The organism is Stenotrophomonas maltophilia group sp. vghtpe118 (assembly GCF_052605195.1).
This window is the reverse complement of the sequence record NZ_CP199672.1, coordinates 820,813-833,446: the sequence shown is the minus strand read 5'-3', so window position 1 is coordinate 833,446 and position 12,634 is coordinate 820,813. Positions and strand designations below refer to the sequence as shown.

Sequence of the window (12,634 nt, the reverse complement as noted above, 5' to 3'; positions counted from 1 at the left end):
GCCGGGCGTTGCCCGGCGTACCGGTAGCTACCCCATCAGATAACGCAACACACCCGCCGAGACCACGCCGATCAGCACCGTCGGCAGCATCGACAGCCGCGTGGCGGCCAGCAGGGTGATCGCCAGTGCAGCCAGGTCGGCCGGCTTGTCAGCGACGAAGTCCGGGGCGATCACCGAGATCAGCACGCAGCCCGGCGCGGCTTCCATCACCGTCACTGCGCGTTTGCTCAACGTGCGGTTACGCAGCGCGAGGAAACCGACAATGCGGGTCAGGTAGGTGGCGGCGGCCATCAGCACGATGGTCAACACCGAGGTCCAGTGGATCAGTCCATTGAAGATCATGCCGGGTCCTCCGCCAGCAGCCAGGCGGTGGCCAGGCCGGCCAATGCGCCGCTGGCCACGTACCACGCGCCCGGGATCAGCAGGTAGGTGGCGGCGGCCACCACCAAGCTGACCAGCCACGGCCGCGCCGCCTTCATGCCTTGCCACATGCCGCGCAGCAGTACCAGGAACACGGCGGGGAAGGCCATGTCGAAGCCGTAGGCGTGGATGTCGCCCAGCATCGGGCCGACGATCGCGCCCAGTGCGGTGCAGGCCACCCAGACCGTGTACAGGCCGGCCGACACGCCCAGGTAGTAGGCCAGGCTGAAGCCCAGCGCGCGTCGACGCGCATCGGCCACGCCCATTGCCCAGCTTTCGTCGCACATGAAGAACAGCGCCGGCAGCACCCGGCGGCGCGGCAGGTGTTGCAGCAGCGGGGCCAGGCTGGCGCCCATCAGCAGGTGGCGGCTGTTGACCAGCGCGGTGATCGCCACGATCAGTGCGATGTGCGGTGGCGAGGTCCACAGTTCGACGGCGGCGAACTCCGAACCGCCAGCGAAGTTGAGGCCGGTCATCAGCGGTACTTCCAGTGCGCTCAGGCCCTTCTGGGCCGCCTGCGCGCCGAGCACCAGGGCGAACGGAATGAAGCCGATCATCACCGGTACGGCGGCGCGCAGGCCGCGCAGGAATTCGGCACGCGGCGCGGTATCGCAGGTGTCTGGCAGGGGGAGGGTGGTACGGGCGTCCATGGAACGGCACGACGAGGTGGGGGTGGCCCATGCTAGCGGTCCGATCACGAAATCGGGTTGCGTTGATGCCACTGGATTCTGGATGATTGATATTCCATGCGGCCAGAGTCGACCAGGACGAAATTTCATGCAGTACCAGCTCGACAACCTTGATCGGCGCATCCTCGACGCCCTGCAGCGCGATGGCCGCCTGCAGAACCTGGAGCTGGCCCGTCTGGTCGGGCTGTCGCCGTCGGCCTGCCTGCGCCGGGTGCGGCTGCTGGAGGAGGGCGGCTACATCGACCGCTATGTGGCCTTGTTGAACGAGGCCAAGGTGGGGCGGGGCTTCACGGTGTTCGTGCGGGTGTGGCTGCGCGGGCAGGACGAGGACACCACCAACCACTTCATCAACAGCATCAAGTCTTTCCCGGAAGTGCTGGAATGCCATCTGATGGCCGGTGACTGCGATTTCCTGCTGCGGGTGGCGGTGGCCGACCTTGATGCCTACCGGCAGTTCCAGATGCAGCACCTGAACCGGATCGCCGGCGTGCAGAACACCAAGACCGAGATTCCGATGCAGCGGATCAAGCAGACGACCCAGCTGCCGCTTTGAGGGATGGGGTTTGCGGCCGGGTTGCACCCGGCACCCGCGGGTAGTGCCGGCTGCTGGCCGGCAACCTCAGGAGCAACAACAGCAACAGCGATGCTCCGTGGGGCGGCGGGGCGGTGTGGCCAGGCAGGACACGCCGTAAACCCTTCCTTGGGGGCTCGATGGCGCCATCCATGGCGCCAACGGTCCTGCCTGGCCACACCGCCCCGCCGCCTGACAGTTCCCCGCGATCCGTCGGGGTCGGATCCCGTTGTTGCGCAACGGGTTTTGACCCCTGGGGCAGATGATCATGCCTGTTCGATTCATTGATTCCTGACGCGTGACTGGCTTCGCAGGGCCTGACCCGGCGTCAGCCGTGGCGGCGGTCATCGCAATGACATGTGCCCCCGGTACGGTTTGAGCCCGCTTGCGGGTCGCGCGTGGGCCGGGGTTCCGGTTGTGGTGCGCGACCGTTGCAGCTGCTGTCGCTGCCGAGGGTCATGTGTTCTACGTCAGGGGGCTGAATGGACACCATGCGGTCAGAACTTGGAAGGTGGCCATCGCCGCATGGCTGCTGCTGTCCTTTGCCGCTGCCGCACAGGACGCGGTTCACGCCTACGACATCCCTGCGCAGCCGCTGGAACAGGCGGTCGAGCGCTTCAGTGTCATCAGTGGGTGGTCGGTGATGTACCCCGGCGACCTTGCTTCGGGCCGCAGCAGCCATGCGCTGCGCGGGAGCCTGGCGCCGCTTGTGGCGCTGGAGTCGCTGCTGCAGGACACCGGGATCGAGGCAGAGGTGATCGGCGAGCAGCGTGTGGTGCTGCGCCGGGGCAAGCCCTCGGCCGCGGAACCCGATGTTGGCGCGGGGCTGCCCGAGGCCGAACGCCGGCGTCGCTACGGCGGGTTGCAGCAGCGGCTGCGTGCGGCGTTCTGTGACGACCCGGAGATTGCGCCCGGCCGCTATGCCGCAACGCTGCGCTTCCGCATCGACGGCGCGGGCCAGGTGAGCGAGCCCGAGCTGCTGTCCGGCAGTGGCAGTGATCGCCGCGACGCACGCCTGCTGCAGGCGCTGCACGGCCTGGTGCTGGCGGCCGACGCCGCCGCGCTGCCACAGCCGGTGACGCTGCAGATCCGTCCTTCCGGCACCGACCACGACTGTGGCCGGCGCGCGCCCCTTCCATGACTTCAAGGATTCGAACATGAACAACGGTACGGCTGGGGCGGTTGATCTGATGGACCACCTTCTGGGTGCCTACGACGAGCTGAAACGCCGGTTGGTGCGCAAGCTCGGATCGGAAGAGCTGGCCGGCGACGCGCTGCAGGACACGTGGATGCGCCTGAGTGCGCGACGTGACCGCCTGGACGCGGTGCAGAACCCTGCGGCCTACCTGCTGCGGATGGCGATGAACACCGTGATCGACCGCCAACGGGCAGACCACCGCCTGCTGAGCCTGGAGGAGGTGGATACGCTGATGGACATGGCCGACCCGGGGCCGGGGCCGGCACAGGCGGCCGAGCTCGACTTCGCGCTGGAAGACATGGTCGGCCTGCTGCAGCGCATGCCCGAGCGCCGTCGTCGCATCCTGCTGGCGATCCGCGTCGATGGCCTGCAGCAGCGCGACGTGGCCGACCACCTCGGTGTGTCGCTGCGGTTGGTGCAGCGGGAGCTGAAGGCAGCCCAGGACTACCTGGCCGAACGCAGTGGGCAGGGGCGCCAGGTGCGGTTCTGAGCGACGGCATCCGTCTACACTTTGACGCCGAGCAGAACCCCGCAGCGTGCGGGTCCGGCATGAGCTCCCATGGATCCTGACGACCGCCCGCAACGCCCGCTGGATGCCGTTGAGCGTCAGGCCCACGCGTGGGTGGTGCGGCTGACCTCGGGCGAGGCGACCGCTGCCGATGGGCGCCGGTTCCGTGCATGGTGCGAGTCCGACCCGCGTCATCGTGAAGCGTTTGGCCGTGCGCGCCGGCAGTGGGAGCAGGTGCAGCTGGCCGGCGAGCGACTGCCCGCCGCCGCGCGCCAACCGGTCGCGCCGACGCCGGCGCAGCGCTGGAGCCGGCGCGCCTTCCTGGGCGCTGCGGTGGCGGCGCCGGCCAGTCTGGTGGTGGTGGCGGCGCTCCGCCCGCCGCTGGGATTGTGGCCGTCGGTGACGGCGATGGCGGCCGATTTCCACACCGGCACCGGTGAACGACTACAGATCGCGCCCTCGCCGCAGCTCAGGATCGAACTGGATACGCAGAGCAGCCTGCGCCGCCGCGCGCACGCGCAGGGCGAAGGCTTCGAGCTGGTGCAGGGCCAGGCCGCGATCGAAACCGGTGCTGGCCTGCGCCTGGCACTGTTCGCGGGCCCGGGTTGCGTGATTGCCGATGAAGGTGCGGTGCGCCTGGACGTGCGCAACACCCACGGGCTGGTACGGGTGACCTGCCTGCAGGGTAGCGCCCGTATCGAGCACCCGCAGGGCCGCCTGCAGCTGCAGGCCGGCCAGCAGACCCGGTTCGACGAGCGCCTCAGTGGCGTCGTGGCCGAGGCCGTAGCTTCGGAAGTGAGTGCCTGGACCGAAGGCATGCTTGTGTTCCGCCGCGCACCGCTGGGCGAGGTGGTGGACGAGATCAACCGTTACCGGCGGGGCAAGGTACTGCTGGGTGAATCGGCATTGGCGCGCGCGCCGGTCAGTGGCCGCTTCCGCATCGATGATCCGGATGCGGCGCTGGAGCAGCTGCGACTGACGATGTCGCTGGATCTGCGTCGCTTTCCGGGTGGCATCGCCGTCCTTGGATAGATGAAGGCGCTGGCCGTGCGCGCCGCGCAGGGCTGTTGCAAGCGAGGAGAAGCCAAGGATGCGCAACGAGACCATCGGTGTGCTCGATCTGCGTCGCAATCTGTCTGCATTGCTGGAAACCACCCAGCGAAGGCCCCTGATGGTGCATCGTTATGGTTCGCCCTGGGTGTGCGTGGTGTCTGACGCGCAGTGGCAGCAGCAGGCGGTGCTGCTGGACTTCAATCCGCAGTCACACCCCTTGGCGATGCTGCTGCGGTTGCAGCAGCAGGAGATGCCCTTGGTCGAATCCGGGGCGCTGCCGCCTGCGGCGCTCGCACGCGCACTGCTGTTGGCGGACATGCATGGCATCGACGATCTCACGCAGCTGCATGAGCAGGTGCTGCATCATCGGCTCTGGCACTGGTTCGTGGCGGGCGCCCATGGGGTGATGGACGGGTGGCAGCTGCCCGCGCTGCGCGTCGCGCTGGCGTCATGGTGCGATGACGTGGACATGACCGATGCACTGGTCGCATTCGCTGCCCGCAGCGACGTGGCGGTACTGGCCCGCCGTTGTGGGGGTGACGCACCGCGGCTGCAGCGCGAAGCCTGCAGGCGGATGACGCTGCGATGACGTTGCCGATGAAGCGCCATCCCGTGCACAGAGTTGCATTCGCGGTGTCGCTTCACCTGCCTTGCTGACGTCTTCTCCAGAGTACGACGCACCACGCGTCGCGGAGCACGGGCGGCGCAGATGGAAGACAGTCGCAGGATCAGCATGCTGGAGCTGGATCGCCACCTGAGCCAGTCACTGGAGCAGGCACGGCACACGCCCCTGAACGTGCAGCGTTACGGGCGCTCGTGGGTCTGGGTGCTGTCCAGTGACGCCTGGGCGGACGCGGCGCGCTGGGCGGCACTGGACAGCAGTGCGCATCCACTGGCGGCACTTCGAAAGGCCCTCGACCTGCGGATGCGGCCCTGGCCCGACGCGGCCATGAGCGCGCTGCCGCTTGGCGCAGCCGATGCGCGACTGCTGCAACGTGCGGCCCTGCTGGTGAACGTACGTGACCTCAACAGTGCGCAGCGTGTGTACGACGACCTGCGCTACCACCAGGCCTACCGCATGTTCATCGGGCTCGACCACGGCACCGCGTGGTCGCCGACGCAGTGCGTGCGCCTGCTGCAGGCGTGCGTGCATCCGTTGCTGCGCAAGTGCATCGACCAAACACTGGCCAGCGTGCCGCCGCACCTGCTCGAGGCGGCACGCGTGCCGGCTGCACGTGCGCCCGCACAGGCAACCGCGCAGCGAATCGCAGGCGGATGTTTATCGTACTGACACATGCACCGCTGACCATGGTGCAGCGGTCTCTTCCAGGATGACGAGGGCGGAACAATGGCAAGGCAGGCAGGTGGTCGCAGGGCTCGGCAGCAGGGCTTCAGCCTGATCGAGATCATGGTGGTGGTGGTGATCATCGGCATCCTTGCCGCGCTGATCGTGCCGCGGTTGATGGACCGTCCGGACCAGGCGCGCGTGGTGGCGGCGCGCCAGGACATCGCGGCGCTGATGCAGGCGCTGAAGTTGTTCAAGCTGGACAATGGGCGCTATCCCAGTGCCGAACAGGGCCTGCAGGCGCTGGTGAAGCCGCCGCAGGGCAGTGGTGCGTTGCCGGTGACGCCGTACCTGGATCGCCTGCCGAATGACCCGTGGGGCCATCCGTACCAGTACCAGGTTCCAGGCACTCATGGCGACATTGATGTGTTCTCGCTGGGTGCGGACAGCAAGCCCGGTGGCGACGCCGGGAACGCAGACATCGGCTCCTGGCAGCTGTGAGGCGTGCTGATGGCAGCCCCGACGCGTTCGGTCTCGTGCACCCGCCAGCGTGGCATGGCGGTGATCGTCGCCCTGCTGGTGGTGGCGTTGGTGGCCGTGATTGCCACCGCGCTGCTGACCCGGCAGTCGGCGCAGCTGCGCGCGCTGCGCGGCGACCAGTTGCGCGCGCAGGTGCGCATGGCGGTGGACGCCACGCTGGAGCGTGCGGCGCAGCAGCTGCGTGAGGATGTAAAGGAACAGCTGACCACGGTGCGCAGCGGGCGCTGGGCGCGCCCGTTGCAACTGCAGGCGCCGTTGCCGGTGCAGCTGCAACTGGTCGATGCGCAGTCGATGTTCAACCTGCGCAACCTGCTGGCACAGGGCAGGCCGGACCCCGAGGCGCGGCGCGCGTTCATCGCGTTGTGTGCTGCACAGGGGCTTGGCCAGGGTGCCTGCGCATCCGCGGCGGACCACATCCAGGCGCGCCTGCGCGACGGTGACATCCAGGCACAGGCCCCACTGCCGCGCGAATCACTGATCGCGCAGGCACTGGCCGGTGCCGATCCGGTGGCATTGCAGGCGCTGGCGCGACGCACCGTGGTGCTGCCGGCGCAGACCCTGGTCAACGCCAATACCAGCGACCTGAGCGTTCTGCAGGCGGTGACGCCTGCGGTCGAGCCCGCACGGCTGCAGGCGCTGCTCGCTGAGCGCGACGCCGGCCACTGGCTGCTCAACCGCGGTGACATCGCCAACCGACTCCAACTGAGCAACGAACAGATGGCCGTGCTTCCACTGGGTATCCATAGCGAGTGGTTCCTGGCCGTGGGCCGGGTGCAGGCTGACGGCAGCGCGGTTGATTTTCGCGCGCTGCTCTGGCGCGAGTACCGCGACGACGGGGTACGTGTACAACGGGTGTGGACGAGGATCGGCGCATGACGGTGCAGCTTCGGGTGCGCCTGCCGCCGTTGGCGCACCTGCGCGCCGACAGCGCGGTGGACTGGGCGCGGCTTCACAAGGACGAGGTAGTGGCACACGGCCGCGACACGCTGGCCGCGCTGGGCCTGCGGCATCCGCGGGCGGCGGTGCATGCCTGCCTTGACCCGAACGACCTGATCCTGCTGGAACTGCAGCTGCCGCCGCTGTCCGGGCGCCGCCTGCAGGCGGCGTTGCAGGGCGAGGTGGAGGCCATGCTGCTGGATGACCTGCAGGAGGTGGCGCTGGCCCACGGTGCGCAGGCGGCAGACGGTACGGTTCCGGTGGCCTGGCTCGGCCAGCAGGCCATCGCGCAGGCGCAGCAGCTGCTGGCCTCGTGTGCGCTGCAGCTGCAGGCGTTGTATCCGACGCCACTGCTGCTGCCTTGGCAGGACGGCCACGCCACGCTGCAGGTCAGCGGCGAGCATCTGCTGGTGCGCAGCGGGCGCGATCGGGGACTTGTCCAATGGTATGGCGGACGTGACGCGTCTGCGGTGATGCAGGCGTTGGCCACCCGCCTGCAACAGGCCGGCGTGCAGGCCGTGCAGTGGATCGGCAGCGTGCCGCCGACGTGGCCGGACAGCCTGCCGGGCACCGCCGTCGCGCATGAACGGCAGGCCTGTGGCCCGTTGCCGGGGTGGTCATTGCCGCTGCCCGGCGCAGACCGTCAAGCGCCGCGACTGGCGATCGGCCTGGCACTGGCGGCGGTGCTGCTGGCTGCACTTGGCCTGCAGTGGCAGGTCTCGCGTTGGCGGGTCGAGGGTGAGGCGCTGCAGCAGGACATGGCACGGCAGTTCAGCGCACGCTTTCCGGAGATCACCGACGTGGTGGACCCGGTGTTGCAGGCAAGGCGAGCGCTGGCGGTTCCGCCGCCAGCGCCGCCGTTGCCGGCGCTGCAGCGCCAGGTCGCCAGCACGCTGCATGCGGTTCCGGAGCTGGCGGGGCAGGTGCACAGCCTGCACTACCAACCCGGGCAGGTGTACCTGGAGCTGGACGCCGATGCCCAGGCATTGGCTGACGATCCACAGCGGCTTGAGCACTGGCAGCAAGCGATGCAGGCGCAGGGGCTGCAGCTGGCGCGCGACGCCGGTGGACGCCTGCGGGTGAGCGGAGCGGGACAGTGACGACCCGAACCCTGCGGCTGGGCGAGGGGCTGGCGGGCCTGCAGCAGCGCTGGCAACGCCTGCCACCGCGCGACCGGCTGATGCTGTGGGTGATGGTTGTGGCGCTGCTGGTGGCGGGCCTGTGGTCGTCCTGGCTGGAGCCCCTGCTGAAGCAGCGCACGCACTGGCAGGCCGAACTGCCACGGCTGCAGGCGCAGCATCGCGCACTGGCACCGCTGCTGCGCGCCCGTGAGCGCCAGCAGCTGGCGCAGGGCCAGCATCCGACCCTGGCCGGGCTGCGTGACCAGATCAAGTCCGCCGGTCTGGCTGGCGGCCTGCATATCGAAGCGCGCGACGGGTGCTGGCACCTGCAGGTACGGGCCGTTCCCGCCGATGCGCTATGGAACTGGCTGCTGCCGCTGCTGGCCGATCCGGCCATCGAGTTGCAGCAGTTGCAATTGACACGCACAGGGGATGCGAACATGCCGGCGGCAAGGATTTCCGGAAACATCGTGATGGTGGCTCCTGCGGGTGCCCATCCATGAGGGCGATGCGCAGCCTTGCCTGCAGTGCCGCATTGGCACTGATCGTGGGCATGGCCCACGTGCCGGCGCCGGTGGCGGCGCAGGACACCCGCGATGAGCCGGTGCAGCTGAACCTGGTGGATACCGATATCGGTGGTGTGCTGCGCATGGCGGCGCGCTTCACCGGACGCCAGTTCCTGGTCGACCCCCGCGTGACCGGCAAGATGACGGTGGTTTCCGATGGCCCGGTCAGCCGTACCCAGGCCTACCAGCTGCTGCTGGGCGCACTGCGCATGAGAGGCTTCGCCGTGGTCGAGAACGGCGGCGTCAGCCGGGTGGTGCCGCAGGCCGATGCCAAGCTGCTCGGTGGCCGGGTGGGTAGCGGTGGTGCAGGGGGCGAGATCGCCACGCGTACGTTTGCGCTGCGCTATGAGAATGCGGCGGCGCTGGTGGCTGTGCTGCGGCCGATGATCAGCCCGGACAACCCGATCACCGCCAATCCAGGCAACAACACCCTGGTGATCACCGACTACGCCGACAACCTGGAGCGCATCGCGAGGGTGATCGCCAGCGTCGACACGCCCGCCGGCATGGACACCGATGTGGTGAAGCTGCAGCAGGGCATTGCGGTGGACGTGGCGGCCATGGTTGCGCCGCTGCTGGATGCGCAGGGCGCCGAGCCGGGCCAGAAGGTGGTGGTGATGGCCGATCCGCGCAGCAACAGCGTGCTGCTGCGTTCCAGCAGCCCAGGCCGCACCCGCCTGGCGCGGCAGCTGGTGGAGAAGTTGGACCGTGCCCAGGACGAGTCCGGCAACCTGCATGTGGTCTACCTGCGCAACGCCCAGGCCAACCAGCTGGCCGGTGTGCTGCGTGGCGTGGTGGCCGGACAGAGCGATGCACCGGCCATGGGCAGCAACGAAGGCATCACCCCGCTGCCGGGTGACGCCAACCGTTCCACGCCCATCCAGCCGTCGCAGCCGCAGCAGGCCAAGCCCGGAGGCAATGCGCTGGAATCGCAGCGGCTGGACCCGAGCCGGCGCGACCCGATCGATGCAGGAAGCACCGGCTTCAGCCATAACGGCATTTCGGTACAGGCGGACGTGGCCACCAACACCCTGCTGATTTCGGCGCCGGAGCCGGTGTACCGCAACCTTCGGCGGGTGATCGACCAGCTCGACCAGCGCCGTGCGCAGGTGCTGGTGGAAAGCCTGATCGTGGAGGTCAACCAGACCGACGCGGCCGAGCTGGGCGTGCAGTGGATGCTGGGCAATGGCCGTACGTTTGGCGGCACCCATTTCGGGGGCGCTACCGGCGGTAGCGGGCTCAATACCGGTGCGCGTACCACGCTGGACGTGCTGCCCAAGGATGGCCTGAAGATCGGCGTGATCGACGGCACCATCAACCTGCCCGGTGTCGGCCAGATCCTCAACATGAAGGCGCTGGCCACTGCGCTGCAGAGCAAGGGCGGCGCCAACATCCTGTCGACGCCGAACCTGATGACGCTGGACAACGAGTCAGCCAGCATCATGGTCGGCCAGACCGTGCCGTTCGTCAGTGGCCGCTACGTGACCGACGGTGGCGGCGGCAGCAACAACCCCTTCCAGACCATCGTGCGCGAAGACGTGGGCCTGAAGCTGCGGGTGCGCCCACAGATTTCCGAGGGCGGTACGGTGAAGCTGGACATCTACCAGGAAGTCAGCAGCATCGACGCGCAGAGCGCGAACAGCACGGCCGGCATCATCACCAACAAGCGCGCACTCGATACCAGCGTGCTGCTGGACGATGGCCAGATCATGGTGCTCGGTGGCCTGCTGGAAGACAGCGTCAGCCATGGCCGTGATGCGGTGCCGGGGCTGGGGAAGATCCCGGTGCTGGGCACCTTGTTCCGCAGCGACACGCGCAAGCGCGCCAAGACCAACCTGATGGTGTTCCTGCGCCCGCACGTGGTACGCGACCCGGCCGCCGGACAGCGCCTGACCCGCGACCGCTACGACTACATGCGCAATGCGCAGGCCGGCGCGCAGCCCGTACAGAGCTGGGCCTTGCCCGCGCTGTCGGCGCCGCAGCTGCCACCGCAGGACCTGTCGGTACTCGGCCAGGGCAATGCGCGCGATGGCCACGGCCAGCCGTTGCAGAACACCAGCCTGGCAGCGTTGTATCCGGCCGGTGACGGCGATGCGCAGCTGGTGCAGTTCGCACAGGGGCTGGAGCCGAGCCGTGCCAGCCAGGGCGTGGCGCAGGTGCGGGCGCTGGGCCTGCAGGCCTACGCGGAGGCGACGCCGGGCGAGGGTGGGCAACGCCTGCGCGTGCGGTTGCCGCGTGATCCGGCGAAGTTGGATCCGGCATTGCAGCAGCTGCGCGGGCTGGGCTACACGCCGGAACTGGTGATCGGGCCGTGAGCGCCGTTGTGCCGCTGCCATACGCGTGGGTGCGCAGCCACGGCGTGATGCTGTCCGAAGCCGGTGGCGAGCCGGTGCTGCTCGGCACGGCCGACACGGCGGCGTGGGCCGTGGCCGAGCTGCGCCGCCGGCATGGCCCGCTGCCTTTCCAGGCCCTGGATGCGGCGACCTGGCAGCAGCGGTTGGGTGAGCAGTACCGTGACGGCGGTGATGCCGCGGCCGTGGTCGGTGCCGCCGAAAGTGAAGTCGATCTGGACCGGCTGATGCAGGACATGCCGGAGGTCACCGACCTGCTGGATGCGCAGGATGATGCGCCGGTGATCCGCATGATCAACGCGCTGCTGGCACAGGCTGCACGCGACGGTGCCAGCGATCTGCATATCGAGCCGTTCGAGACCCATTCGGTGGTGCGCTACCGGGTGGACGGCACGCTGCGCGACATGGTGCAGCCTCGGCGCGCACTGCACGCAGCGCTGGTGTCGCGCATCAAGATCATGGCCCACCTGGACATTGCCGAGAAGCGCCTGCCACAGGATGGGCGCATCGCGATCCGCGTGGGCGGGCGGCCGCTGGACATCCGTGTTTCCACGGTACCGACCGGGCATGGCGAGCGCGCCGTGCTGCGATTGCTCGAAAAGGATGCCGGCCGCCTGCAGCTGCAGCGCCTGGGCATGGCCGATGACACCCTGGCCACGTTCACCGGATTGATCCGGCAGCCGCACGGGATCGTGCTGGTGACCGGGCCGACCGGCAGCGGCAAGACCACGTCGCTGTACGCCGCGCTGGGCCAGCTCGACAGCAGCACCAGCAATATCCTCACCGTGGAAGATCCGGTGGAGTACGACTTTGCCGGCATTGGCCAGATCCAGGTCAACGCGCGCATCGGCATGAGCTTCGGCACCGCGCTGCGCGCGATCCTGCGCCAGGACCCGGACACCATCATGATCGGCGAGATACGTGACCTGGAGACCGCACAGATCGCGGTGCAGTCGTCGCTGACCGGGCACGGTGTGCTGGCTTCGCTGCACACCAACGATGCGATCTCGGCGGTGACCCGCCTGGCCGACATGGGCGTGGAACCGTTCCTGCTGGCCTCGTCGTTGCGTGGTGTGCTGGCGCAGCGACTGGTGCGGCGATTGTGTACGCAGTGCCGGCGTGCCGAGGTGGACGGCGAAGGCCGGACCGTATGGCGCGCAGTGGGCTGCACGGCCTGTGCCAACAGTGGCTATCGGGGACGCACCGGCATCCATGAACTGTTCGTGGTGGACGACCGGGTACGTGCACTGATCCATGAAGGGCAGGGTGAGCCTGCGCTACGCGAGGCGGCACGGCGGGCCGGCATGCGGACCCTTCGACAGGACGGCCAGCGCTGGGTCGACAGCGGGGTGACCACGCTGGAAGAGATCCTGCGCGTTACTGGCGACGACTGAGG

14 protein-coding genes are annotated in these 12,634 nt (G+C 68.7%); 12 read left to right on the top strand and 2 right to left on the bottom strand.

Features of this window, described 5'->3' with window-relative positions; all coding sequences use genetic code 11:
- Positions 1-27: 27 nt before the first annotated feature.
- Both ACUDTM_RS03930 and ACUDTM_RS03925 read right to left on the bottom strand, forming a co-directional pair.
- Positions 28-342, bottom strand: coding sequence for an AzlD family protein (locus ACUDTM_RS03930; protein ID WP_005409898.1), 315 nt, complete (start codon positions 340-342; stop codon positions 28-30).
- Positions 339-1,070 (bottom strand): AzlC family ABC transporter permease, encoded by a 732-nt coding sequence (locus ACUDTM_RS03925; RefSeq protein WP_353080463.1) that lies wholly within the window; start codon positions 1,068-1,070, stop codon positions 339-341. Before ACUDTM_RS03925 ends, ACUDTM_RS03930 begins: the two co-directional genes overlap by 4 nt.
- Positions 1,071-1,197: 127 nt before the next feature.
- Between ACUDTM_RS03925 and ACUDTM_RS03920 the strand changes: the two genes are divergently transcribed.
- The 12 genes from ACUDTM_RS03920 (at position 1,198) to gspE (ending at position 12,632) form a co-directional block, all read left to right on the top strand.
- Positions 1,198-1,662, top strand: coding sequence for an Lrp/AsnC family transcriptional regulator (locus ACUDTM_RS03920; protein ID WP_005413654.1), 465 nt, complete (start codon positions 1,198-1,200; stop codon positions 1,660-1,662).
- A 478-nt stretch (positions 1,663-2,140) separates the two neighbouring features.
- Complete coding sequence (locus ACUDTM_RS03915) at positions 2,141-2,821, top strand: STN domain-containing protein (protein ID WP_072168847.1); 681 nt, start codon at positions 2,141-2,143, stop codon at positions 2,819-2,821.
- A 16-nt stretch (positions 2,822-2,837) separates the two neighbouring features.
- Entirely contained in the window at positions 2,838-3,368 is a 531-nt protein-coding gene (locus tag ACUDTM_RS03910; RefSeq protein WP_061479455.1) for an RNA polymerase sigma factor, read from the top strand.
- A gap of 69 nt (positions 3,369-3,437) precedes the next feature.
- Entirely contained in the window at positions 3,438-4,418 is a 981-nt protein-coding gene (locus tag ACUDTM_RS03905; protein ID WP_353080464.1) for a FecR family protein, read from the top strand.
- A gap of 58 nt (positions 4,419-4,476) precedes the next feature.
- On the top strand, positions 4,477-5,028 hold the full coding sequence (locus ACUDTM_RS03900) for a hypothetical protein (RefSeq protein ID WP_072168844.1): 552 nt from the start codon (positions 4,477-4,479) through the stop codon (positions 5,026-5,028).
- A gap of 144 nt (positions 5,029-5,172) precedes the next feature.
- Complete coding sequence (locus ACUDTM_RS03895; RefSeq protein WP_269777758.1) at positions 5,173-5,730, top strand: hypothetical protein; 558 nt, start codon at positions 5,173-5,175, stop codon at positions 5,728-5,730.
- A gap of 57 nt (positions 5,731-5,787) precedes the next feature.
- On the top strand, positions 5,788-6,225 hold the full coding sequence (gspG, locus tag ACUDTM_RS03890) for a type II secretion system major pseudopilin GspG (RefSeq protein WP_005416799.1): 438 nt from the start codon (positions 5,788-5,790) through the stop codon (positions 6,223-6,225).
- Positions 6,226-6,234: 9 nt separating this feature from the next.
- A complete protein-coding gene (gene gspK, locus ACUDTM_RS03885; RefSeq protein WP_111008419.1) occupies positions 6,235-7,140 on the top strand; it encodes a type II secretion system minor pseudopilin GspK in 906 nt (301 codons plus the stop codon).
- A complete protein-coding gene (gspL, locus tag ACUDTM_RS03880; RefSeq protein WP_088496232.1) occupies positions 7,137-8,300 on the top strand; it encodes a type II secretion system protein GspL in 1,164 nt (387 codons plus the stop codon). The genes gspK and gspL overlap by 4 nt, the downstream gene beginning before the upstream one ends.
- Positions 8,297-8,824, top strand: coding sequence for a type II secretion system protein GspM (gspM, locus tag ACUDTM_RS03875; protein WP_072168841.1), 528 nt, complete (start codon positions 8,297-8,299; stop codon positions 8,822-8,824). The genes gspL and gspM overlap by 4 nt, the downstream gene beginning before the upstream one ends.
- Positions 8,821-11,202 (top strand): type II secretion system secretin GspD, encoded by a 2,382-nt coding sequence (gspD, locus tag ACUDTM_RS03870; protein ID WP_445391176.1) that lies wholly within the window; start codon positions 8,821-8,823, stop codon positions 11,200-11,202. Before gspM ends, gspD begins: the two co-directional genes overlap by 4 nt.
- On the top strand, positions 11,199-12,632 hold the full coding sequence (gspE, locus tag ACUDTM_RS03865; RefSeq protein WP_111200557.1) for a type II secretion system ATPase GspE: 1,434 nt from the start codon (positions 11,199-11,201) through the stop codon (positions 12,630-12,632). Before gspD ends, gspE begins: the two co-directional genes overlap by 4 nt.
- Positions 12,633-12,634 lie beyond the last annotated feature (2 nt).

Excerpts from the sequence above, each read along its gene's own strand:
- gspG (WP_005416799.1), top strand. The coding sequence starts at position 5,788 with ATGGCAAGGCAGGCAGGTGGTCGCAGGGCTCGGCAGCAGGGCTTCAGC.
- ACUDTM_RS03905 (WP_353080464.1), top strand. The coding sequence starts at position 3,438 with ATGGATCCTGACGACCGCCCGCAACGCCCGCTGGATGCCGTTGAGCGT.
- ACUDTM_RS03925 (WP_353080463.1), bottom strand. The coding sequence starts at position 1,070 with ATGGACGCCCGTACCACCCTCCCCCTGCCAGACACCTGCGATACCGCG.
- ACUDTM_RS03930 (WP_005409898.1), bottom strand. The coding sequence starts at position 342 with ATGATCTTCAATGGACTGATCCACTGGACCTCGGTGTTGACCATCGTG.
- ACUDTM_RS03920 (WP_005413654.1), top strand. The coding sequence starts at position 1,198 with ATGCAGTACCAGCTCGACAACCTTGATCGGCGCATCCTCGACGCCCTG.
- gspD (WP_445391176.1), top strand. The coding sequence starts at position 8,821 with ATGAGGGCGATGCGCAGCCTTGCCTGCAGTGCCGCATTGGCACTGATC.
- gspK (WP_111008419.1), top strand. The coding sequence starts at position 6,235 with ATGGCAGCCCCGACGCGTTCGGTCTCGTGCACCCGCCAGCGTGGCATG.
- gspL (WP_088496232.1), top strand. The coding sequence starts at position 7,137 with ATGACGGTGCAGCTTCGGGTGCGCCTGCCGCCGTTGGCGCACCTGCGC.
- ACUDTM_RS03900 (WP_072168844.1), top strand. The coding sequence starts at position 4,477 with ATGCGCAACGAGACCATCGGTGTGCTCGATCTGCGTCGCAATCTGTCT.
- ACUDTM_RS03910 (WP_061479455.1), top strand. The coding sequence starts at position 2,838 with ATGAACAACGGTACGGCTGGGGCGGTTGATCTGATGGACCACCTTCTG.
- ACUDTM_RS03895 (WP_269777758.1), top strand. The coding sequence starts at position 5,173 with ATGCTGGAGCTGGATCGCCACCTGAGCCAGTCACTGGAGCAGGCACGG.